The following is a 19,536-nucleotide window of genomic DNA, read 5'->3' on the forward strand; positions in this document are numbered from 1 at the left end:
AGCGTCGGGTTCTTGTCGGCGTCGAGGGTTTCCAGCCACGGCAGGTAGTTCGTCGCGTACTGGACGACGGCCAGCACCTCGATCGGCGCGACCGCCGCGGCGGCGATCCAGGTGACCCAGCCCATGGAGAAGCTGGCGAAGGAGCCGAACGAGTAGTGCGGGAACCGGGCGACGCCGCCCGAATGCGGGAACATCGTGCCGAGCTCGGCGTAGGTCATCCCGATCAGGATGAACATGACCGCGCCGATCACCCACGAGACGATCGCGGCGGGCCCGGCCAGCTCGGCGGCGTTCATCGCCCCGAACAGCCAGCCGGAGCCGATCACCGACCCGACGGCCGTGAAGAGCAGGCCGATGGTCCCGAAGTGTTTCTTGAGCTTCGTGTCGTCCCCGGCGACGGCGGCTTGGCCGCCTTGCTCGGTGTCGGTGCTCATCCGTGCGGCTCCTCTGGTCGACCTTGCTCCCGGCGGACTGCTACCCGACCGGGTGACGCGGCAACCGGTGTATCCCCGAATCGTTACCTAGCGCAACTGTTAGCTGAAGTCACGATGGGTGCCTGAATGGATCAAGCGGTCCGCGCGGATCAGCGGTACGGCCGAGCCGGACGTCGACGCGACCCTGGTGGCGATCGTCAAGGCCGCCGTCGACCACATCGAAGGCGCCGAGCACGCGGGCATCTCCCTCGTCGAGGAGGGTGGCCGCGTCCGCACGGTCGCCCCGACGAGCGAACTGGTCTACGCCACGACACCCGGGGCGTTCAGCGCCGAAACCGCGCAGGACGGCCGGGTGTTCGCGACGCACGCGGCCATCGCACTCGTCGGCGCGCAGCACGAGGCCGACCTGCGCGCCGCGATCGAACGCCGCGACACGATCGGGATGGCCAAGGGCATCCTCATGCAGCGCCACGGCCTCGACCCGGTCCAGGCGTTCCGGATGCTGGTGGAGGCGTCGCAGAAGTCCAGCACGAAGCTGCACCGGGTGGCCGCCTGGCTGATCGAGCACCGCGGCTGAGCGCGAGCGCGGGAACAGCGGAAATGCGCTGATCCGGGTGCCGGGCTACTGTCCCGGGCATGGGCCTGAGCATCCGCAACCAGCTCGACGGGACGGTCTCCGCAGTCACGCCGGGCGAGGTGATGGCGACCGTCAAGACACGCCTGTCCGGCGGGCAGGAGATCACCGCCGCCGTGACCCGCGAAGCCGTCGAGGACCTGGGCCTCGCCGACGGGAGCGCCGTCCGCGTGCTGATCAAGTCGACCGAGGTGTCGCTCGCGACCGGGCCGGTGACCGGCATCAGCATCCGCAACCAGCTGCCCGGCCGGGTCACGGCCGTCGCGACCGGCGGCGCCATGGCGACGGTGAAGGTCGCGGTCGACGGCGGCGAGCTGACCGCGTCGATCACCCGCGAGGCGGCCACCGAGCTGAGCCTCGAAGCGGGCTCGCCGGTGGTCGCGCTGGTCAAGTCGACCGAGATCTCGCTGGCGACCGGCTGATCCGGGAGAAATCGCCGCTTCTGCGGTGATCCGGTGCGAATCGTGCCGCATTCGCGACCGAGCTGTGCCTGATCGGTGGATGTGCGCGGCCCGGGGGCCGACCTAGCGTGGAGCGATGGAGCCGTCCCCCGCGCGCACCCCGCCACCGGCGGGCCGGCTGCTGGTCACGGGCACGGGGTGCGCGTCGCGCCTGATCGACGTCGGTGACCTGCGGGCCCGTTCGCGGGTCCGGCTCGACGTCGACTACGTGACCCGGCGCAAGCGCGAGCGCCACGAGGTGCACGGCGTGCACCTCTACGACGTGCTGCGGGAAGGCCCGCTGCCGCTCGACCCGCGGCACAAGATGTCCGGCCTGACCGTGGTGGTGCTCGCCGTGTCCGAGGACGGGTTCCGCGTGGTGCTGTCCCTGGCGGAGATCGACCCCGAGTTCGGCCACTGCGCGGCCCTGCTGGCGACGCGCTACAACGGCGAGGACCTGCCGCGGCCGACCCTCGTCATGCCGAGTGACCTGCGCGCCAGCCGCTACGTGCGCAACCTGGCCGAGCTGTGCCTGCTCACGGTGTCGCCGACCGCGCCGTGAAGGCCAGCAGGCGCGCGGCGGTCCGCGGCGGATCCTCGAGCATCGGCGAGTGGCCGACGCCGGCCAGTGGCTCGACCCGCGCGCCCGGCACCGCGCGGTAGGCCGCCAGCGCACTCGACGGGCGCCAGCGCCGGTCGTCCTCGCCGAAGAGCACCAGCAGCGGGGTGCCGAGCGCGGTCAGCCGGTCGGGGAGCGGCTTTTCCGTCAGGTACTCACGCGCGCCCTGCAGCGACGCCGCGAAGGACGCGAAGCTCATCGCCCGGACGTCGTCGACGAGTTCCTGCGGCGGTTCGTAGCCCGGGCGGCTGAACGCGGTGGCCATCGCCGCGCGGATCTCGTCGTCGGTCAGCGGTTCCCCGGACGGCGGTGCCAGGGGCGGGGCGATGTAGGTGTCGAGGCTGGGGCCGCTGTCGAGCAGCACGAGGGCGGTCACCAGATCGGGTCGTTCTTCGGCGAGCGCGGTCGCGGACGAGCCACCGGTGGAGTGCCCGGCGACGACGGCCGTCGCGACGCCGAGGTGGTCGAGCGCCGCGGCGATCCGGCGGGCCTGGGCCGGAATGCGGTAGTCGGCGTCGGCGGGCTTGGCGGACCGGCCGTGCCCGAGCAGGTCGACCCGGATGACGTGGTGGGCGCCGGTCAGCAGCGGGACCAGCGCGTCCCAGGACCGGCTCGACGAAGCGGAGCCGTGGATGAGGAGCAGTGCGGGCGCGTCGCGGGGGCCGTCCTGCCGCACGTGGATTTCCGGAGTCATGCGGGCACTCTTGCCGCTCGCGGTACGCGGTGGCTTGAACGAATGTTCCGCGTAGCTTGGGTTCATGGGTGTGGCGCTGTGGGACGTCGCCCGGCCGGCGGGGCCCGGCCGGCTGGCCGGCGCCACGATGGCAGGGTTTCGCGACCGGGGCGTCACCCCGGCCGGCCTTCGGCTCGTCCCGCCGCCGGCGATCACCCTGGCGCTGGTGTTCGGCGCCGGCACGGTCGCCGTGGCCGACGCGTCCGGGCGGCAGCACCGGGGGAGCATCGTGGCCGGGCTCGGGTTCGGCGCGAGCCGGGTGCGTCAGGCCGCCGGCTTCGAGTGCGTGCAGGTGCGGCTGTCCCCGGTGGTCGCGGGCGCGGTGCTCGGGATCCGCCCGGGCGAGCTCGACGGCGCGATGGTGGCCCTCGACGACCTCTGGGGCCGGGAAGCGGGCCGCCTGGGGGAGCGGCTGAGCGAGCTTTCCTCGTGGCGGCAACGGTTTTCGCTGACGGACGCGGTGCTGGCCCGCCGCGCCGAGACGGGCCCACCCGTGGACCCGGAGGTGGTCTGGGCCTGGCGGCGGCTCGCCGGCACCCGCGGCCGGGTCCGGATCGAGCACCTGGCGGCCGAGGTCGGCTGGAGCCGCAAGCGCCTGTGGTCCCGGTTCCGGGTGCAGGCCGGCTCACCACCCAAGCGCGTGGCGAAGCTCGTCCGCTTCGACCACGCGGTGCACCGGCTGGTCGCGGGCCAGGACCCGGCTCGGGTCGCCGCGGAGGGCGGTTACGCGGACCAGTCCTACTTGCACCGGGAGGTCCGCGAGTTCACCGGGGCGACCCCGGCGCACGTGGCGGCCGAGCCGTTCCTGGCGGTGGACGACGTCGCTTGGCCCGAGCGTTCCTGAGCGGACCGCGCGGGGGGACTGGTCCGCTTCGCTGCGCGGTTACTGTGCGCGCGGACCACTTCGGCGAAATGTCCGGTACCTATCTTTTGTCCTGTCCGACGAAAGTCGGTATCGCCGGGCTTCGCGGCGGATCACCCTCGGGCGCACCGGATCCACCCACCGTGACCGGCGCGGCCATCCCTCGCGCCGGTCCGTCCCCCGTGAAAGCGAGTTGCCGGCATGAGCACCAGACCTCTGCTCGCCCGTTCCGCCACCGCAGTGGCCACCGCCGTCGCGGTCGTCGGCCTCCTGAGCCCGGCGAGTGCCACCGCCACCACCGTCGAGGGCTACTCGGCCGACGTCCAGCGCGACGCCGTCGCCTCCCTCGTCGCCGAGTCCGGACTCAGCGAGTCCGCCGCGGTCCAGCTGCTGCGCACGCAGGCCACCAGCGTGGAGACCCTGCACCGGGTCACCGCCGGGCTCGGCACGCGCGCCGTCGACGGCTACCTCGACGCGGCCGCGAAACCCGTGGTGAACGTGCTCGACCAGGCCGCCGCCGACCAGGTGAGTGCCGCCGGCGCGCACGCCCGCCTCGTCAAGCACTCCGGCGCGGCGCTGGCGAGTGCGCAGAGCGCCCTGCAGGCGCTGCCCGCGGTCGCGCACACGTCGATCGGCCTCGACCCGAAGACCAACCAGGTCGTGCTGACCGTGGCCGACGCCGCACGCGGCACCGACGCGCTGCTGACGGCGGCGTCCGCGCTGGGCGACCGCGTCCGGGTCGAGCGGGTGGCGGGCGAGATGCACACGGCGATCTACAACGGCGAAGCCATCACCGGCGGCGGCACCCGCTGCTCGGTCGGCTTCAACACCAACCGCGGCGGCGTGAACTACATCGTCGACGCCGGGCACTGCACGCGCGCGGTGTCGACGTGGAACGTCGGGCCGTCGCAGGGGTCGAGCTTCCCGGGCAACGACTACGGCCTGATCCGCAACAACACCGGCAGCGCGCCGGGCGCGGTCACCCTGTGGAACGGCTCGACCCAGCGGATCAGCTCCGCCGGCACCGCGACGGTCGGGCAGCGGATCAGCAAGAGCGGCAGCACCACGCACCTGACGTCGGGCTCGGTCACCCGCACGAACGTGACCGTGAACTACGCCGAGGGCTCGGTGTCCCAGCTGATCCAGACCAACGCGCTGGTCAACCCGGGCGACTCGGGCGGCTGCCTGTTCGCGGGCAGCGTCGGCCTGGGCATCACGTCCGGCAAGGGCACCGGCACGTCGTTCTTCCAGCCGGTCGGCGAGGCGCTCGGCGCGTACGGCGTCAGCCTCAACTGAGCCGTCGTCAGTCGCGGCGGCTGCGGCCGAAGGCCATCCGGTAGATCACCAGGATGATCAGCGCGCCGAGGACCGCCAGGCCCCACGTGCGGAGGTCGAAGAAGGTGCCGAGGTCGGTGTGGAACAACGTCTTGCCGACCCAGCCACCGACGAACGCCCCGCCGATGCCGAGCAGGATCGTGATGATGCAGCCACCCGGGTCCTTGCCCGGCATGAGGGCCTTCGCGATCACTCCCGCGATGAGCCCGAGCACGATCCAGCCGATGATCCCCACGGGTGCCTCCGTCCGCCTGCCTTCTTGACGGCCCAGGATGGCAGGCGGACGGCCCCGCGGCGCGGTGAGCCACGCCGACGTGATCGGATTCTCAGCCGGGAACCAGGATCCGGTAGCCGGAGCACAGGACGCGCAGCCAGTCGATCGTGCCGTCGCACGTGGTGTAGTAGGCCTGCTGCTCGACGAGGTGGTCCAGGCCGTCGCGCCGCACCAGGAGCCGGTAGGTGACGTGCTCGCAGTCCGCGACCCGGGCGGTGGTCACCGAGCACAGCTCGAGGATCTCGCGGCCGGGTCCGAACCAGCGGCCGAAGACCACGTCGTCGACGATCTCGGCCGGGTCCGTGGCGAGCCAGTGCCGGCTCGGGGTCAGCGCGGCGAAGTCGACTTCGCCGGCCAGCACCGCGCGCAGCCCGGCGGAGTCACGGGCCGCGAGGGCGTGGGCGAACCTCTCTCCCGCGGTGGTCATGGCTAGTAGCTGAACGTCGTGACGGGTTCGTCGCCGATCCACTCCCACATCGGCACCGTGCCGCCGAGGGCGGCGTTGGCGACCAGGCCGTCGTCGGCGAGGTGGCGGGCGGTGAAGCAGATCGGGCAGACCAGGAACCGGCCACCGGCGGCCTCGTACCGCTTGACCAGCTCGGCCAGCGGTGGGCAGCCTTCGCACGCCGTCGCCTTGGCGAAGCCGTCCAGCGCGAGCCGGACCGCTTCCTTGGTCAGGAACATCAGGGTTTCGCGGTGTCCTTCCGCGGCGCCGACCGCGACGAGGAACGCGACGGTGACCTTCTCCGGGTCTTCGAGTCCGGTGGTGAGGCTGATGACGGCTCGGGTGGGCATGGTGAGCTCCTTTCGACGGGAGCTCAGCCTCGGTCGCGACGGCCCGCCCGCGCATGGGGCGGCTGCCTCATCTTCCGGGGAGACCGGTGATGCCGTGTTCGAGGGCGAACAGCCCGGCGCCGGTCCGGTTGGTCACGCCCGCCTTGGCGTAGATGTGCTCGACGTGGTTGCGCACGGTCTTCTCGCTGATCGACAGCGTCCGCGCGATTTCGCGGTTCGAACCGCCGGTCGCGAGCAGGCGCAGCACCTGCACCTCGCGACCGGTCAGCCCGGCCGGGTGGGCGGGCCGGCGGCGCGGGTGCCCGGCGGCCAGCAGCACGGCGTCGACGGCGTGGGCGTCCAACCGGGACTCCCGCGCCTGCTGTCGCAGGATCTCCGCCGCGTCGACGGCGTCGCGCGCCGGGCGGTGCGGCCGCGGCTCGCGCAGCGAGTGGTAGACGTCGGCCGCGGCCAGGAGCCGGGCGTGCGGAGCCAGCGCCGCGCCGGCCGCGCCCAGCGGGTAGCCGGAGCCGTCGAGCCGTTCGTGGTGCGCCGCGGCGACGAGGGCGACCTGCTCCAGCCCCGTGACGCGGCGGAGGATCCGGCCGGTCAGGTACGGGTGCAGCCGGACCCGCTCCCATTCGGCTTCCGAAAGCGGGCCCGGCTTCTCCCAGATCGTGGTGGGCACGCCCATCCGGCCGAGGTCGTGCACCAGCCCGGCGCGCCGGACGAGCCGGACGTCCGGCTCGGGCAGCCCGCTGAGCCGGGCGGCTTCGGCGGCGAGGTCGGCGACCCCGCGCGAGTGCCCGAGGGCGAACGGGCACTTGAGGTCGGCGAAGTCGCCGATCGCGGTGAGCAGGTCGTCCAGCTCGGCTTCGGTGAGCGTGCGGTCGCCTTCGGGCGCCTGCGCCAGGGCGGCTGCCCAGACGTCTTCGTCGAGCAGACCGCCGAGGATCTCTTCGGCGGCGTCGGCGAACACCGTCACGACGGCGGGGTCGAACTGGCGGCCGCTGCGTGCGCGGGCCATCGCGACGGCGGCGGTCACCCCGCCGCGGCGCAGGTGGACCTCGGCGATCTCGGCGAGGTGCACCACGCGCACCTCGATCGGCAGCCGGTCGCCGCGGGCGCCGGCGGGCAGGCCGCTGCCGTCCCAGCGTTCGAAGGTGCCGGCGAGCGCGGCGCCGACGGCCGGGGCCAGCCCCAGCCGGTCGGCGAGCCGGGCGGCTGAGGAGCAGTGGGAGTGGATCAGCTCGGCGAGGTGGCCACGGGTCCGGGCGAGGAAGGCGGCGGCGAGCACCGCGCGCGAGACCGGCGCCCGGTCGCGGCCCGCGTGCGTGGCGAGCAGGCGCAGGAACGGGAGGCCGGCCCAGTCGACGCGGTAGGTGGCCGAGCGGAAGGCGATGTCGTCCCCGAACCAGGCGGCGAGCTCGTGGGAGTCGGCGTGACAGCCGATCCAGGCGACGAGCGTCGCGTAGAAGGTCGTGTCCCGCCGTTCGGCGGCCAGCCCGAGCCGCCCGGCCAGCCGGGTGGCGATCAGCGCGGAGCGCAGCATGTGCTCCATGGGCTGCCCGAGCCCGAGATCGATGGCGAGCGACAGCGCGGCGAGCACCTCGGCCCGCCGTGGCCCACCCGGCGCTCCGGCCACGGCCACCGCCTCTCCTGGGCCCCTCAGCGTACGTTTTTGTCGGTCCCCCCGCGTAGCTTCGGCGGCATGGTGTTGACCAAGGAGGAACGCGAAGAATTCCTGGCCCAACCGCACGTCGGGGCGCTCTCGGTCGTCGAGCGGCCGGACCGGGCCCCGCTGACGGTGCCGATCTGGTACCAGTACACGCCGGGTGGCCTGCTGTGGATCCGGTCGGGGCCGCAGTCCCGCAAGACGCGCGCGATCGAGGCGGCGGGCCGGTTCACGATGCTGGCGCACCGGACCACGCCGACGGTGCGGTACGTGTCGGTGGAGGGGCCGGTGACGGCTGTCGAGCCGGATGGCGCGGAGCGGGCGCGGGAGATGGCGGCTCGGTACCTGCCGGCGGGCAAGGTCGAGGAGTTCTTGGCTTTCGAGCGGAAGGAGCTGGGCGAGCACTCGGCGGTGTTCATGCGGCCGGAGCACTGGCTGTCGGCTGATCTCGGACCGGGGTGATCCGACAACACCGGCTGCCTTGACAAATTAATTTGTCGGTGTGAGGCTGTCCTCCTCGACCCGAGGAGGACGACATGAAGCGCGTGACGACCACAGTGCTGACCGCCCTGGCCCTGCTGGCGCCGGCCGGGATCGCCGATGCCGGAACCCGCGACCCCGGTGTGGCCGTGACCGAGGCCGGCCCGGTGCGGGGCACGGTCACCAGCGGCAGCACCACCTACCAGGGCATTCCGTACGCCGCCCCGCCGGTCGGGCCGCTGCGGTGGCAGCCGCCGCGGCCCGCGGCGCGGTGGACCGGACTCCGCGATGCCACCAGACCCGCGCCGCGGTGTGCGCAGCCGCAGAACATCGGGCCCGCCAGTGACTCCGAAGACTGCCTCTACCTCAACGTCACCGCTCCGAAGACACCCGGGCGCAAGCCCGTCATGGTGTGGCTGCACGGCGGCGGCAACGTCTACGGCGCCGGCAGCGACTACGACGCGCGACGCCTCGCCGAAGCCGGGGACGTCGTCGTGGTCACCGTGAACTACCGGCTCGGCGTCTTCGGCTTCCTCGGCCTGCCGCGGCTCGACGGCGCCGGCACCTTCGGCCTGCAGGACCAGCAGGCCGCCCTGCGCTGGGTGCGCCGCAACGCCGTCGCGTTCGGCGGGAACCCCGGCAGCGTCACGCTGTTCGGCCAGTCCGCCGGCTCCTACGACGTCTGCGCGCAGCTCACCTCGCCCGCCGCCCGCGGGCTGTTCCAGCGCGCGATCATGGAAAGCGGCTCCTGCTCGATGACCTGGCCGCGCAACGGCGTCAACCCCGGCATCCCGGCCGGTTCGCCCTGGCAGAGCCAGGAATCCGCGGACGCGCAGGGCGTCGCGCTCGCCGCGTCGCTCGGGTGCGCCGGACCGTCGCAAGTGGACTGCCTGCGGGCACTGCCGGTGGACCGGCTGCTGGCCGCGACGCAGAGCGCCGCGCTGCCGGCGGTCGCGTACGGCAACCGCGTGCTGCCGTGGCGGCCCGACCGGGCGCTCGCCGAGGGCCGGTTCGCGCGGATCCCGGTCCTCTCCGGCTCCAACCTCGACGAGCAGCGCCTCGCGACCGCGTTCCTGCCGCAGGCCTTCACCGAGGACGGCTACCGGCAGCTCCTCGCCGACGCGTTCGGCGCCGACGCGCCCGCGGTCGCCGCGAAGTACCCGGCCGGCGCCTACGAGTCCTCGGCCGTCGCGTGGGCGACGGTGGCCACCGACCGCGTGTGGTCCTGCGCCCAGGACACCGACCGCCGCGTCCTCGCCCGGTACGCGCCGGTCTACGGCTACGAGTTCGCCGACCGGGCCGCGCCGCCGCAGTTCCCCTTCCCGGCCGGTTTGCCCTCGGGTGCCTACCACGGCGCGGAGATGGTGTACCTGTTCGACCTCAACGGGACGCCCGCGCCACTCGACGCCGGGCAGCGCGCCCTCGCCGACCGGATGATCCGCTCCTGGACGACCTTCGCCCGCACCGGGAACCCCGGCCCGGAGTGGCCGCGGACCGCGGCCCAGTCGCTGGCGCCGGGAAAGCCGGCCACCGTGGACGTCGCCGCGGAGCACAACTGCTCCTTCTGGGTGACCATCGGTAACGGACCGGTAGCTCACGGAGACTGACTCGTCGGTGACCCGATGAGCGGAGGCCGTGGATGAAGATCGACCTGTTCAACGAGATCCAGAATCCACGGCCGTGGCCCGAAGGGCACGAGCAGCTCAGGTTCCGCCAGGCGATCGAGCAGGCCGTTCTCGCCGACGAGCTCGGCTACGGCTGCTGGTGGCAGGTCGAGCACCACGGCGCGGGGGAGTTCAGCCTCTCCTCCGCGCCGGAGCTCATGCTGGCCGCGCTTTCCCAGCGCACCAGCCGGATCCGGCTCGGGCACGCCGCGGTGCTCGCGCCGGGCCGGTTCAACCACCCGATTCGCGTCGCCGAGCGGGCGGCGACGCTCGATCACCTCAGCGGCGGGCGGGTCGAGCTCGGGCTGACCCGCTCGACGATCCCGGAGTGGCGGCTGTTCGGCATCGAGCCGGACGACGCCCGCGCCCAGACGCAGCAGGCGTTCGAGATGGTGCCGAAGATGTGGACCTCCGAACGGTTCTCCCACGAGAGTGACGCCTACCGCGTCGACGGTGTCGGGATCGGGCCGAAGCCACTGCAGAAACCGCACCCGCCGCTGTGGCAGGCGGCGGCGAGCCCGGCGTCGTTCGAGGAGGCCGGCCGCCGCGGCGTGGGCGTGCTCGGGACGACCATGTGGGAGTCCCTCGAACGCGCCGGCCGCCTGGTCGGCCTCTACCGCGCCGCCGCCGCGGCGTGCACGGAGCCGGTCGGGGCGTTTGTCAACGACCAGGTCGCCTTCTTCACCTTCGTGCACTGCGCGGACACCGACGAGGAGGCCATGCGGGGCGGCGCGGCGGCCGCGGCGGCGTGGTACACGGTGACCGCGCTGACGTTCTTCGAAGCGGCGACGGAGTTCGTGCGCGCCAACGCCCGCAACGAAGAACTGGTGAAGTCCCCGGGCCTGACGGGCGACTTCCTGCGTGGCGAGGCCGCGAACGCGCCGTCGGCGGCGAACCTTCTCATCGCCCGGATCCTGCAGGGCGAGCAGGTTCCGGACGACGAGGTGTTCGAGGTGCTGAGCGCGCAGGACTCGCTGATCGTGGGCAGCCCGGAAACCTGTCGCAAGAAACTGCGTGCCTACTCCGAACTGGGCATCGACCGGATGATGTGCCTCCAGCAGATCGGCGGCATCCCGCACGACAAGGTCATGAAGAGCATCCGGCTGATCGGCGAGCTGATCCCCGATCTGACTTGACCCTACGCCGTGAAGCCGCCGTCGACCGGGAGCACCACCCCGCTCAGGTGACTTGCCCGGTCGCTCAGCAGGAACGCCGCGGTGGAGCCGACTTCCGCGCCCGTGCCCGCTTTGCGCAACGGCGTCGCCGCGATGCGGGCCTCCACCCCGCCCGGGATCGTGCGGCGCAGCTCGTCCAGCATCGGCGTCTCGGTCGGACCAGGGGCGATCACGTTGACGCGGATGCCCAGCGGCCCGAAGTCGTGCGCCGCGGTGCGGGTCAGGCCGATCACCGCGTGCTTCGTCGCCTGGTAGGCGCCCATGCCGGAGCTGCCGCGCAGGCCGCCGATGCTGCTCACGTTGACGATCGACCCCGACCCCTGCGACTCCATGACCGCGACTTCCGCGCGCAGGCACAGCCACGTGCCCTTCACGTTCACCGCCATGATCCGGTCGAAGTCCGTTTCGCTCACCTGGTCGAGGCGGCCGCCGCCGCCCATGGCCGCGTTGTTGAACGCGCCGTCGAGCCGGCCGAACTTCGCCACCGTCGCCGCCACGAACGCGTCCACATCGGACGCCGACGTGATGTCACCGGTCGTGTAGGCGACGTCGTGGTCCGACAGCTCGGCGGCGAGCTTCGCCAGCGGCTCTTCGTTCCGGGCCACCAGCATCACCGACGCGCCGTCGGCGGCGAACACCCGCGCCGCCTCCGCGCCGATGCCCGAGCTGGCGCCGACGACCAGGACCACCTTGCCGGTCAGCAGGCTCATGCGTTTCCTCCTCGCAGGGCGAGCATCGCCCGGGCTTCGGCCGGCGTCGCGATCGGCTTGCCGAGGTCCTCGACCACGGCCCGGATCTTGCGGACCTGCTGGGCGTTGCTCTCGGCCAGTTTCCCCTTGCCGATCCACAGGCTGTCTTCGAGCCCGACGCGGACGTGCCCGCCGAGCCACGCGCTGTGCGTGCCGAAGGCGAGCTGGTCCCGGCCCGCGGCGAACGCGGAGAAGTAGTAGTCGTCGCCGAAGAGCTTGTCGGCGATCCGCACCATGTGCTCCAGGTTGGCGTGGTCGGCGCCGATCCCGCCGAGGACGCCGAACACGCCCTGGATCAGCAACGGCGGCTTCGCCAGGCCCAGCTCGACGAAGTACGCCAGGGAGTACAGGTGCCCGATGTCGTAGCACTCGTACTCGAACCGGGTGCCGGCCTCGCCGAGCGAGCGCAGCGTGTCCTCGATCCGGTCGAAGGTGTTCACGAACGGGTGCGAGTACGTGTTGCGCACGTACGGCTCTTCCCAGTCGTGCTTCCACTCCTGCACCTTGTCCGCGATGCCGGAGTAGACGAAGTTCATCGACCCCATGTTCATCGACGCGAGCTCCGGCTTCAGCTGCCGGGCGGCGGCGAGCCGTTCGTCCATCGTCATCGACGACGCGCCGCCGGTGGTGATGTTGACGACCGCGTCGGTCTCCGCGGTGATCCGCCCGACGATCTTCTCGAAGACCTCCGGATCGGCGGTCGGCCGGCCGTTCGGTTCCCGGGCGTGCAGGTGCACGACGGCCGACCCGGCTTCGATGGCTTCCAGGGCGGCGTCGGCGACTTCGTCGGCCGACAGCGGCAGGTGCGGGCTCTGCGACGGGATGTTCACCGAGCCCGTGATGGCGGTGGTGATGATGACTTTCTCGGCCGGGCGCATCAGTCCTCCTGTGGTGCGAGTGCGCGGTAGGCGTCGAGCTTCGCTTCGTCGAGCGGGCCGACCAGCGACAACGCGACCTGCGTGGCGCCGGCGTCGTACTGCGCCCGCACGGCGGCACGCACCTGGTCGGGGGTGCCGTACGCGACGAGCGCGTCGAGCAGGCGGTCGGACCCCGGCGGCGCGAGGTCGGCGTCGGTGAAGCCGAGCCGGCGCAGCTTGGCGATCTGGTGGGGGAGCGTCAGGTAGTAGGCGAGCCGGTCCCGGGCGACCTCCCGGGCCGCCGCCCGCGACCGGCCGACGACCGCCCACTGGACGACCGACAGGAACAGGTCCGGGCCGATCGTTTCGCGGGCCCAGCGGGTGTGTTCGGGCGTGACGAGGAACGTGATGAGCCCGTCGGCGCGTTCGGCGGCCAGTTTCGTGATCCCGGGTGAGTACGCGCCGAGCACCTTCGGCACCTCGGCCGCCACCTTGTCGACGCCGTCGAGGTATTCGCGCAGGAACGGGAGCGGTCCGACCCCGCGTTCGCGGACCGCGCCACTGACCCCGAGCCCCAGCACGTACCGCCCGGGGTACCCGGCGGCGAGATCGCGTGCCGCCGAACCCGCGGACTTCGGCACCCGCTCCAGCGCCCGCGCGACACCGTTGCCGACGATCAACGTCGACGTCGACGCGCACACCAGGGCCACCGTCGTGAACGCCTCCCGGCCGGCGACCTCGGGGAGCCAGACCATCTTGTGGCCGTACTCCTCGAGCGCCCGCACGAAGCGCACCACGCCGTCGTGGTCGAGCTGGTCGGGCTCGGCGATCGACAGCGCGGTGCGCGGCAGGGACAGCGTCATGAGGTCGCGTCCCGGAACGCTCGAACGAGGGTGCGCGCGGCGTCGGCCAGCATCGTGGTGTCGTTGCTGAGCAGGACGAAGTCGCAGCCGTCACGCACCGCCTCGGCGGCCCGGTCCGGGACGCCGCCGAACGCCAGCCCGCACTTCTTCCCGGCGTCGTGGGCCGCCGAGATCGCCGACGCGACCAGGTCCAGCACCTCCGGCGACGTGGGCGTCGAGCCCATCGACATCGACAGGTCCGCCGCGCCGACGAACACCGCGTCCACGGTGTCCAGCGCGAGCATCTCCGGCGCGGCCTTGATCGCCTCGACGCTCTCCAGCTGCGGGATGCAGAGGACGTCGTCGTTGCCGGCGGCGAGGTACTCGGCGTTCGGCTTGAGCCCCCACGAACCGGCGCGGCTGGTGCCGCCGGCACCGCGCACGCCGTGCGGCGGGAACCGGCACGCGCGCCCGACCGCCGCGGCCTCCTCGACGGTGTCGACGTGCGGCACCAGGATGCCCATCGCGCCCGCGTCGAGGATCTTCTGGATCGTCGACGGCGTCTTGTCGGGCACCCGCACGATCGGCGTCACGCCGAGCGCGGCCGCGGTGTTGATCAGCCGGTACGCGGTCACCAGGTCCAGCGGTGCGTGTTCGAGGTCGACGACCACGAAGTCGAAGCCGGCGAACGCCATGATCTCGGCAGGCTCGGTCGAAGCGATCTTCAGCCAGGTGCCGACGGGAGTATGCGGGCGGGTGAACAGCCCGCCGCCAGTACGGCCGCTCACGGCATCGGGTAGTCGTCGGCGTTCAGGACCCAGCCGGGTTTCTCCGAGAAGTCCACGCGTGGCGGGCTGAAGATGTCGATCAGCTGGTTCACGCCCGGATCGCTCGCTTCGGACGTGTGCACGGTCGGCGGCGGGATGACCGTCACCGACGGGCTCCCGATCCGCACGTGCTCGTCGTCGCGCCAGGTGCTGCTGTCGGGCAGCCACGGCGTGCGGATGTGGTGCACGTACTCACCCTGCACGGCCAGGGAAAGCTGCTCGAAGTCGTCGTGGTGGTGCGGGGAGAGCTTGTGCGGGTCGCGCGGGCCGTCCTGCAGCGGCAGGAAGTTCACCATGAACGACCGCGTCCGGAAGATCCGCCCGAACCGCTTCGGGTCGTCCGGCACCTCGGACAGCGGGTAGAAGCGGACCCGCGCCTCGGCGGGCGCCGGCCAGCGCTCCAGCAGCGTGACCCGGGGGTGGGCTTGCGCGTAGGCCTCGGCGTTGGCGACACGATCCCGCCACGCCGGTTCGGTGGCCTCGACCAGTCGGACGAGCGGCCCGTCGCCGTGCACGCTGATCCGTGACGCGCCGGGCGGGACCACGACGAGCCCGGGGGAGTCCACTTTGGTCGCGCCGTCGCCGGTCAGCACGGTGAACGCGGGGGAGGCGTCGGTGACGACGATCGCCAGCTCACCCTCGAGGGCGCCGTTGTCGAGGTCGTCGCCGTCGTGGGCGTCGGTGTGGATGAGGATGACGTTCTGCGCGCGCACCACCGGGGACTCCCGCAGGTCGAGGTACTGCGCGGCGGTGATCCGGGCGCCGTTGTCGGGCCGGGCCGCGGTGGCCAGGCCGGAGCGGGGATCGTCCTTTTCGTACACAACGGGTCCTTTCAGGCGTCGAGGTTCAGCAGGTAGCCGGGGTTGTCGCGGACCATCCGGCGCAGGTCCTTCTCCGGCAGGCCGAGGTCGAGCAGCGCCTCGCCGACGCGCAGCCACGCGTCGACCGGCTTCGGGTTGGCCTTCTGGCCGAAGTCCGACGCGAGCACGGTGTGCTCCGGGCCGAGCGCTTCGATCCAGGTCAGCAGGTTCTTCGGGTCCCACTTCTGGGTGCCCTCGGGGTCGTACATGCCGACCTCGTGCTCGATGAACGCGCCGAGCTCGATCAGCTCACGGCACAACGCCGGGTCGGCGCCGATCACGAAGTCGGGGTGGCTGACGACCATCCGCTTCAGGCCGCGCTCGTGCGCCTCCTGGAACAGCGTCTTGATGTACTCGGGGTACATGTGCCCGCCGTTGAGGACGGCCTGCTGCTCCTTGATCTCGTCGAGGATCTCGATGACCTCGGGCTTGAGGACGCCGTCGCCGTCGACGATGTCGATGCGCTCCAGGGTCAGCGGCACGGTCGTGGTCGGGAACGCGCCGTCCTCGGGGTGGCAGTCGATGTGCCGGCCGGAAGAGATCGTCGGGAACCAGACGACCTTGCCGCCCATGCGCAGCGTCATGCGCACGGCGTGGACGTTCAGCCCGCCGACGGTGCTGTTCAGCGCGATGCCGCCGAAGGCCTGCGCCTTGACGTCGGCGAGGCGGCCCTTCATCGCGAGGATGTCCATCTGGGTGTTGTGGTGGTGGGACTTCGCGACCATCGCGCGCATCCCGATGCGCGCGCCGTCCTGCGCGGCCTCGACGTGGTCGAAGCGGCGGGGGAACGGGCTGGGGCCGGAGTGGACGTGCATGTCGGCCAAGCCGTCCAGGACGGAGGCGATGGCGGGGCGCGAGCTCATGAGCGGCCTTTCGGTTCACATTATGAAGTCAAAGTTCACTATAGGACCGGCTGTCAACCCTGTGACCGCTCTTGTGTATCGAGGGACGCATATTTAGAGTGTCTGCTGTTCACTTGGTGAACATTCAGTTCGGAGCAACGGAGGACGCTGATGTCCACACCGCCCAGCGCCGCAGAGGCGTCCGCACGTCCCGGGACCCCGCACGGGCCGGACATGACCAAGGTCCGGGCCGCGGTCCGCGGCGGGACGCTCGCCTACTTCGTCGACCAGTTCGACATCTACCTGCCGATCGTCGTGCTGGCGCCGGCGACGGTGTACTTCCAGGCGGCGAACCTCAGCGCGAGCACCACGGCGGTGCTGGCCTCGCTCGTGTTCGCCTCGACGCTGATCGGCCGCCCGCTCGGCGCGATCATCTTCGGCCACTTCGCCGACACCGTCGGGCGCAAGCGCACCACGCTGGTCGCGGTCGGCGGGTTCGGCGTCATCACGCTGATCACCGCGTGCCTGCCCGGGCACGAGACGATCGGGATGTGGTCGGTCGGCATCCTCATCGCACTGAGGTTCGTCGACGGGATCTTCCTCGGCGGCGAGTACACGACCGCGGTGCCGCTGGCGATGGAGTGGAGCCCGAAGCACAAACGCGGCCTCTACGCCTCGATCATCACCTCGACCTCACCGGCCGCGTACGCGGTGATCGCCGCGATCACGCTGCTGATGCTGCAGCTGCTGCCGTCGGCCGGCCTGCACAGCGCGTACGTCCAGTGGGGCTGGCGGATCCCGTTCTTCGTCGGCGCGCTGCTGGCGGCCGTGCTGTTCCGCTACTACCAGAAGCAGGTGCACGAGCCGCCGGCCGAGCTGACCGGGGAGAAGCACAAGCTGCCGTTCGTCCGGCTGGTCAAGAAGTACCCGCGGGCGCTGGGCCAGGTGTTCATCCTGATGACCGGCACGTGGCTCGCGACCAACATGGAAGCCGCCGTGACACCCGCGCAGCTGAAGGCGCACCTGGACCTCTCCAGCAAAGAGGTCACGCTGACCATGCTCGTCATCAACGCGGCCGCCGCGTTGTCCTACCCGGTGTTCGGGGTGCTGTCCCAGCGCATCGGGCGACGCCGGTTCTACATCGGGTACGGCTTCTCGATGGTCGTGATCGGGGCCGGCTCCTACACGCTGCTGATGGCCTCGAACGGCGGCTTCGGCGCGGCGCTCGGCTTCGGCGTGCTGATCGGCGTGTTCACCGTCGGCACGTTCGGCCCGATCGCGGCGTACCTGACCGAGCGCTTCCCGGCGAGCATCCGCTCGACCGGCTACGGCGTCGGCTACAGCCTCGCGCTCATCGCCCCGGCGTTCTACCAGTTCTACCTGCAGCGGTTCGACGGCTTCCTGCCGGCGCACCTGGCCCCGGCCGTCCTCATCGTGCTGGCGGGTCTGCTGATCAGCCTCGGCGGCTTCCTCGGCCCGGAGACCAAGGACGTCGACATGGCCGACGACAGCACGATCCCGGCACTGTCCTAAGTGGAGGTCGGGGGACTGGTCACCGCCAACCCGGTGTGGGTCGGCTCGTCCGAGCTGACCATGACCCTGGACGGGATCACCGCGTGCGTCGACGCGGGCGCCGGGGCGGTGGTGGCCAAGTCGGTGAACGAAAGCGTGGCGGCCCGGCTCCAGCTGGACATCGCGGACTACGCCTTCGTCTCCGGGGCCGGCGAGGTGCGGCCGCCGGGGTCGGGGCTGCCGGGTGACGGCCTGCTCAACCGGTCCGGCCTCGCCCAGGTGGAACTCGACGACTGGCTGGCGGTACTGGCCGACGGGGTGTCCTACGGCGCCGCGCGAGGCTGTCCCGTGGTCGGCAGCATCACCCTCGGCGACCCGGCCGCCGCGGCGCGGATCGCTCGTGCGATGACCGAAGTCGTTCCGGCCGTGGAACTCAACATCGGCGCACCGCACGGGCGTGAAGCCCGCGCGGTGCGCCAGCTGACCGAAGTGGACGGTGTGGCCGCCGCGGTGCGCGTCGTCCGCGAAGCCGTGGATGTGCCGCTGTTCGTCAAGCTGCCCGGGCAGGCCTCCGACGTCGTCGCGCTCGCCCGGGCCGCCCGGTCGGCCGGCGCGGACGCGGTCGGGCTGGTCGGCCGCTACCCGGGTTTCCTGCCCGACCTCGACGGCGGCGCGGTGCTCGGCTCGTGGGGCGCGTGGAGCTCACCGGGCTGCCTCCCGATGAGCCTTTACTGGGTCAGCAAGGCGTTCTCGGCCCTCGACGCGCCGTTGATCGGCACGAACGGCGCCCGCACGGTCGATGACGTGCTGCGGTTCCTGGCTTCGGGCGCACGGGCCGTCGAAGTCGTCACGGCGTTGTGGATCGGTGGCCCGCCGGTGCTCCGCGAACTGGTCGACGGTGTTTCGGGCGTGTCCGAAGACTTCGTCGGCAGCGCGCTGGCGGGTGCCCGCGAGTACGCGGACGTCCCGCCGCTGCCCTCGCCCGCGTGGCTGCCCTACACCGCCCGCTGGAGGTCGTCGGGCCGGTAGTGGCCGCCGAGCTCCTGGGTGAGCTCCCGCGCGGTCGCGGCGACCACCCGCAGCTCGGGTGTGTCGTCGGCCATCGACAGCGTGTTGTCCGGGCCGACGATGGCGATCGTCGCGCAGATGCCGTATTCGTCGAAGACCGGCGCGGCCACCGCGACGATCCCGGGCGTGCTCATCGCCGAGCAATAGCCGGCTTCGCGCACACGGTCGACGTCCGCGCGCAGCTCGTCGCGGGCGGTGCCGGAGAGGTTGCCGATCAGCCGCTCCATCGACAGCTGGTCGGCGTGGTAGGCGAGGAACACCTTGCTCTGCGCGGTGTCCAGCGGCAGGTGGCTGCCGACGCGCACGGACACGATGACGATGGTCGACGGGTTCTCCTCGACCCGCGAGACCACCGGACCGGTCAGCCCCCACAGGCTCAGCACGACGCTGGTCTGCGTGGCGCGCGAGAGCGCCTGCATGTGCCGCGGCGCGAGGTTCACGACGCGGCGGTGCCCGATCGCGAACGCGCCGAGCTGCAGCAGCAGCGCGCCGGGCAGGTAGCCGCCGTCGGCACTGCGTTCCAGGAGCCCGGCCGCGACCAGCGACGTGCAGTAGCGGTAGGCGGTGGTGCGGTTGAGCCCGAGCCGCTCGGCGACCTCCCCGGCCGTCACCTCGGGGGTGGCCGGGTCGAACAGCGACAGGATCTGGCTGACCCGGCTCACGGCCTGGATGTCGGCCTGGTCCGCGCGGGCGTCCGGGGACCGCGTCGGTTTGGTCACGGGGGCCTCCGCCGGAAGTCTGGTACGGCTGTTCACTTCGTGAACACGGACATCAGGCTACCGGACCGGACGCTTTCCCTTGACCCATCGGATCAATCTCCTCCGAAAGTTGGGAAGGTGGCTTGTCCACGACATTCGTTGTCATCTAGTCAGGTCTAGAC

General features: G+C 71.9%; 23 protein-coding genes. 10 read left to right on the forward strand and 13 right to left on the reverse strand.

Annotated features, from left to right (window positions below; translation table 11 throughout):
• The coding region (locus M8542_RS40290; RefSeq protein WP_257925648.1) for an APC family permease at positions 1 to 434 on the reverse strand (434 nt) is incomplete at its 3' end.
• 118 nt (positions 435 to 552) lie between these two features.
• Between M8542_RS40290 and M8542_RS40295 the strand changes: the two genes are divergently transcribed.
• The 3 genes from M8542_RS40295 to M8542_RS40305 all read left to right on the forward strand — a co-directional run bounded on the left by M8542_RS40295 (position 553) and on the right by M8542_RS40305 (position 2,070).
• Positions 553 to 1,011 carry an ANTAR domain-containing protein gene (locus M8542_RS40295; RefSeq protein ID WP_257925649.1) on the forward strand — a complete coding sequence of 153 codons (459 nt, stop codon included), beginning with the start codon at positions 553 to 555 and terminating at the stop codon, positions 1,009 to 1,011.
• Between the two features lie 59 nt (positions 1,012 to 1,070).
• Positions 1,071 to 1,490, forward strand: coding sequence for a TOBE domain-containing protein (locus tag M8542_RS40300; protein ID WP_257925650.1), 420 nt, complete (start codon positions 1,071 to 1,073; stop codon positions 1,488 to 1,490).
• Between the two features lie 115 nt (positions 1,491 to 1,605).
• Positions 1,606 to 2,070 carry a molybdopterin-binding protein gene (locus M8542_RS40305; protein ID WP_257925651.1) on the forward strand — a complete coding sequence of 155 codons (465 nt, stop codon included), beginning with the start codon at positions 1,606 to 1,608 and terminating at the stop codon, positions 2,068 to 2,070.
• Here the strand turns inward: M8542_RS40305 and M8542_RS40310 are convergent.
• Entirely contained in the window at positions 2,045 to 2,821 is a 777-nt protein-coding gene (locus M8542_RS40310) for an alpha/beta fold hydrolase (protein WP_257925652.1), read from the reverse strand. The two genes, M8542_RS40305 and M8542_RS40310, sit on opposite strands and share 26 nt — an antisense overlap.
• Positions 2,822 to 2,885: 64 nt before the next feature.
• On the opposite strand from M8542_RS40310, the gene M8542_RS40315 reads away from it, so the two are divergent.
• Both M8542_RS40315 and M8542_RS40320 read left to right on the forward strand, forming a co-directional pair.
• Entirely contained in the window at positions 2,886 to 3,704 is an 819-nt protein-coding gene (locus M8542_RS40315; protein ID WP_257925653.1) for a helix-turn-helix domain-containing protein, read from the forward strand.
• A 219-nt stretch (positions 3,705 to 3,923) separates the two neighbouring features.
• Positions 3,924 to 5,018 carry a S1 family peptidase gene (locus M8542_RS40320; protein ID WP_257925654.1) on the forward strand — a complete coding sequence of 365 codons (1,095 nt, stop codon included), beginning with the start codon at positions 3,924 to 3,926 and terminating at the stop codon, positions 5,016 to 5,018.
• 7 nt (positions 5,019 to 5,025) lie between these two features.
• Here M8542_RS40320 and M8542_RS40325 read toward each other — a convergent pair whose 3' ends face one another.
• From M8542_RS40325 to M8542_RS40345, 4 genes are all read right to left on the reverse strand, one after another.
• Positions 5,026 to 5,292: a GlsB/YeaQ/YmgE family stress response membrane protein gene (locus M8542_RS40325; protein ID WP_257925655.1), complete on the reverse strand. Its 267-nt coding sequence runs from the start codon at positions 5,290 to 5,292 to the stop codon at positions 5,026 to 5,028.
• Positions 5,293 to 5,383: 91 nt separating this feature from the next.
• A complete protein-coding gene (locus M8542_RS40330) occupies positions 5,384 to 5,758 on the reverse strand; it encodes a hypothetical protein (RefSeq protein ID WP_257925656.1) in 375 nt (124 codons plus the stop codon).
• 2 nt (positions 5,759 to 5,760) lie between these two features.
• A complete protein-coding gene (locus tag M8542_RS40335; RefSeq protein ID WP_257925657.1) occupies positions 5,761 to 6,126 on the reverse strand; it encodes a DsrE family protein in 366 nt (121 codons plus the stop codon).
• A 67-nt stretch (positions 6,127 to 6,193) separates the two neighbouring features.
• Positions 6,194 to 7,756, reverse strand: a complete 1,563-nt coding sequence (locus M8542_RS40345; protein ID WP_308210324.1) for an HD domain-containing phosphohydrolase — start codon at positions 7,754 to 7,756, stop codon at positions 6,194 to 6,196.
• Between the two features lie 60 nt (positions 7,757 to 7,816).
• Here M8542_RS40345 and M8542_RS40350 point away from each other — a divergent pair, with 60 nt between their 5' ends.
• The 3 genes from M8542_RS40350 to M8542_RS40360 all read left to right on the forward strand — a co-directional run bounded on the left by M8542_RS40350 (position 7,817) and on the right by M8542_RS40360 (position 11,060).
• Positions 7,817 to 8,242, forward strand: a complete 426-nt coding sequence (locus M8542_RS40350) for a pyridoxamine 5'-phosphate oxidase family protein (RefSeq protein WP_257925658.1) — start codon at positions 7,817 to 7,819, stop codon at positions 8,240 to 8,242.
• Positions 8,243 to 8,316: 74 nt separating this feature from the next.
• Positions 8,317 to 9,867 carry a carboxylesterase/lipase family protein gene (locus M8542_RS40355; RefSeq protein WP_257925659.1) on the forward strand — a complete coding sequence of 517 codons (1,551 nt, stop codon included), beginning with the start codon at positions 8,317 to 8,319 and terminating at the stop codon, positions 9,865 to 9,867.
• 32 nt (positions 9,868 to 9,899) lie between these two features.
• Positions 9,900 to 11,060 carry an LLM class flavin-dependent oxidoreductase gene (locus M8542_RS40360; RefSeq protein ID WP_257925660.1) on the forward strand — a complete coding sequence of 387 codons (1,161 nt, stop codon included), beginning with the start codon at positions 9,900 to 9,902 and terminating at the stop codon, positions 11,058 to 11,060.
• A gap of 2 nt (positions 11,061 to 11,062) precedes the next feature.
• On the opposite strand, the gene M8542_RS40365 is transcribed toward M8542_RS40360, so the two are convergent.
• From M8542_RS40365 to M8542_RS40390, 6 genes are read right to left on the reverse strand one after another with little or no spacing between them, the layout of a single operon-like run.
• A complete protein-coding gene (locus tag M8542_RS40365; protein WP_257925661.1) occupies positions 11,063 to 11,809 on the reverse strand; it encodes an SDR family NAD(P)-dependent oxidoreductase in 747 nt (248 codons plus the stop codon).
• The gene (kce, locus tag M8542_RS40370; protein WP_257925662.1) at positions 11,806 to 12,726 is read right to left on the reverse strand and encodes a 3,5-dioxohexanoate:acetyl-CoA acetone transferase; all 921 of its coding nucleotides are present in this window, start codon (positions 12,724 to 12,726) and stop codon (positions 11,806 to 11,808) included. The genes M8542_RS40365 and kce overlap by 4 nt, the downstream gene beginning before the upstream one ends.
• Complete coding sequence (locus M8542_RS40375; protein WP_257925663.1) at positions 12,726 to 13,568, reverse strand: LLM class flavin-dependent oxidoreductase; 843 nt, start codon at positions 13,566 to 13,568, stop codon at positions 12,726 to 12,728. The genes kce and M8542_RS40375 overlap by 1 nt, the downstream gene beginning before the upstream one ends.
• Complete coding sequence (locus M8542_RS40380; protein ID WP_257925664.1) at positions 13,565 to 14,335, reverse strand: HpcH/HpaI aldolase family protein; 771 nt, start codon at positions 14,333 to 14,335, stop codon at positions 13,565 to 13,567. Before M8542_RS40380 ends, M8542_RS40375 begins: the two co-directional genes overlap by 4 nt.
• On the reverse strand, positions 14,332 to 15,195 hold the full coding sequence (locus tag M8542_RS40385; protein ID WP_257925665.1) for a cupin domain-containing protein: 864 nt from the start codon (positions 15,193 to 15,195) through the stop codon (positions 14,332 to 14,334). The genes M8542_RS40380 and M8542_RS40385 overlap by 4 nt, the downstream gene beginning before the upstream one ends.
• 11 nt (positions 15,196 to 15,206) lie before the next feature.
• Positions 15,207 to 16,097 carry a DUF6282 family protein gene (locus tag M8542_RS40390; protein WP_257925666.1) on the reverse strand — a complete coding sequence of 297 codons (891 nt, stop codon included), beginning with the start codon at positions 16,095 to 16,097 and terminating at the stop codon, positions 15,207 to 15,209.
• 150 nt (positions 16,098 to 16,247) lie between these two features.
• Here M8542_RS40390 and M8542_RS40395 point away from each other — a divergent pair, with 150 nt between their 5' ends.
• Both M8542_RS40395 and M8542_RS40400 read left to right on the forward strand, forming a co-directional pair.
• Positions 16,248 to 17,609, forward strand: a complete 1,362-nt coding sequence (locus M8542_RS40395) for an MFS transporter (RefSeq protein WP_257925667.1) — start codon at positions 16,248 to 16,250, stop codon at positions 17,607 to 17,609.
• Positions 17,610 to 18,617, forward strand: a complete 1,008-nt coding sequence (locus M8542_RS40400) for a beta/alpha barrel domain-containing protein (RefSeq protein WP_257925668.1) — start codon at positions 17,610 to 17,612, stop codon at positions 18,615 to 18,617.
• Here M8542_RS40400 and M8542_RS50495 read toward each other — a convergent pair.
• Complete coding sequence (locus M8542_RS50495) at positions 18,584 to 19,375, reverse strand: IclR family transcriptional regulator (RefSeq protein WP_257925669.1); 792 nt, start codon at positions 19,373 to 19,375, stop codon at positions 18,584 to 18,586. The genes M8542_RS40400 and M8542_RS50495 overlap by 34 nt on opposite strands.
• Positions 19,376 to 19,536: the final 161 nt, after the last annotated feature.

Source organism: Amycolatopsis iheyensis, from assembly GCF_024703995.1.
GTDB classification, from domain to species: domain Bacteria; phylum Actinomycetota; class Actinomycetes; order Mycobacteriales; family Pseudonocardiaceae; genus Amycolatopsis; species Amycolatopsis iheyensis.

Bases quoted from the DNA above. Each gene is read 5' to 3' on its own strand.
- M8542_RS40335 (WP_257925657.1), bottom strand. From the start codon at position 6,126: ATGCCCACCCGAGCCGTCATCAGCCTCACCACCGGACTCGAAGACCCG.
- M8542_RS40350 (WP_257925658.1), top strand. From the start codon at position 7,817: ATGGTGTTGACCAAGGAGGAACGCGAAGAATTCCTGGCCCAACCGCAC.
- M8542_RS40360 (WP_257925660.1), top strand. From the start codon at position 9,900: ATGAAGATCGACCTGTTCAACGAGATCCAGAATCCACGGCCGTGGCCC.
- kce (WP_257925662.1), bottom strand. From the start codon at position 12,726: ATGCGCCCGGCCGAGAAAGTCATCATCACCACCGCCATCACGGGCTCG.
- M8542_RS40300 (WP_257925650.1), top strand. From the start codon at position 1,071: ATGGGCCTGAGCATCCGCAACCAGCTCGACGGGACGGTCTCCGCAGTC.
- M8542_RS40365 (WP_257925661.1), bottom strand. From the start codon at position 11,809: ATGAGCCTGCTGACCGGCAAGGTGGTCCTGGTCGTCGGCGCCAGCTCG.
- M8542_RS40330 (WP_257925656.1), bottom strand. From the start codon at position 5,758: ATGACCACCGCGGGAGAGAGGTTCGCCCACGCCCTCGCGGCCCGTGAC.
- M8542_RS40390 (WP_257925666.1), bottom strand. From the start codon at position 16,097: ATGAGCTCGCGCCCCGCCATCGCCTCCGTCCTGGACGGCTTGGCCGAC.
- M8542_RS40305 (WP_257925651.1), top strand. From the start codon at position 1,606: ATGGAGCCGTCCCCCGCGCGCACCCCGCCACCGGCGGGCCGGCTGCTG.
- M8542_RS40310 (WP_257925652.1), bottom strand. From the start codon at position 2,821: ATGACTCCGGAAATCCACGTGCGGCAGGACGGCCCCCGCGACGCGCCC.
- M8542_RS40315 (WP_257925653.1), top strand. From the start codon at position 2,886: ATGGGTGTGGCGCTGTGGGACGTCGCCCGGCCGGCGGGGCCCGGCCGG.
- M8542_RS40355 (WP_257925659.1), top strand. From the start codon at position 8,317: ATGAAGCGCGTGACGACCACAGTGCTGACCGCCCTGGCCCTGCTGGCG.
- M8542_RS40395 (WP_257925667.1), top strand. From the start codon at position 16,248: ATGTCCACACCGCCCAGCGCCGCAGAGGCGTCCGCACGTCCCGGGACC.
- M8542_RS40320 (WP_257925654.1), top strand. From the start codon at position 3,924: ATGAGCACCAGACCTCTGCTCGCCCGTTCCGCCACCGCAGTGGCCACC.
- M8542_RS40375 (WP_257925663.1), bottom strand. From the start codon at position 13,568: ATGACGCTGTCCCTGCCGCGCACCGCGCTGTCGATCGCCGAGCCCGAC.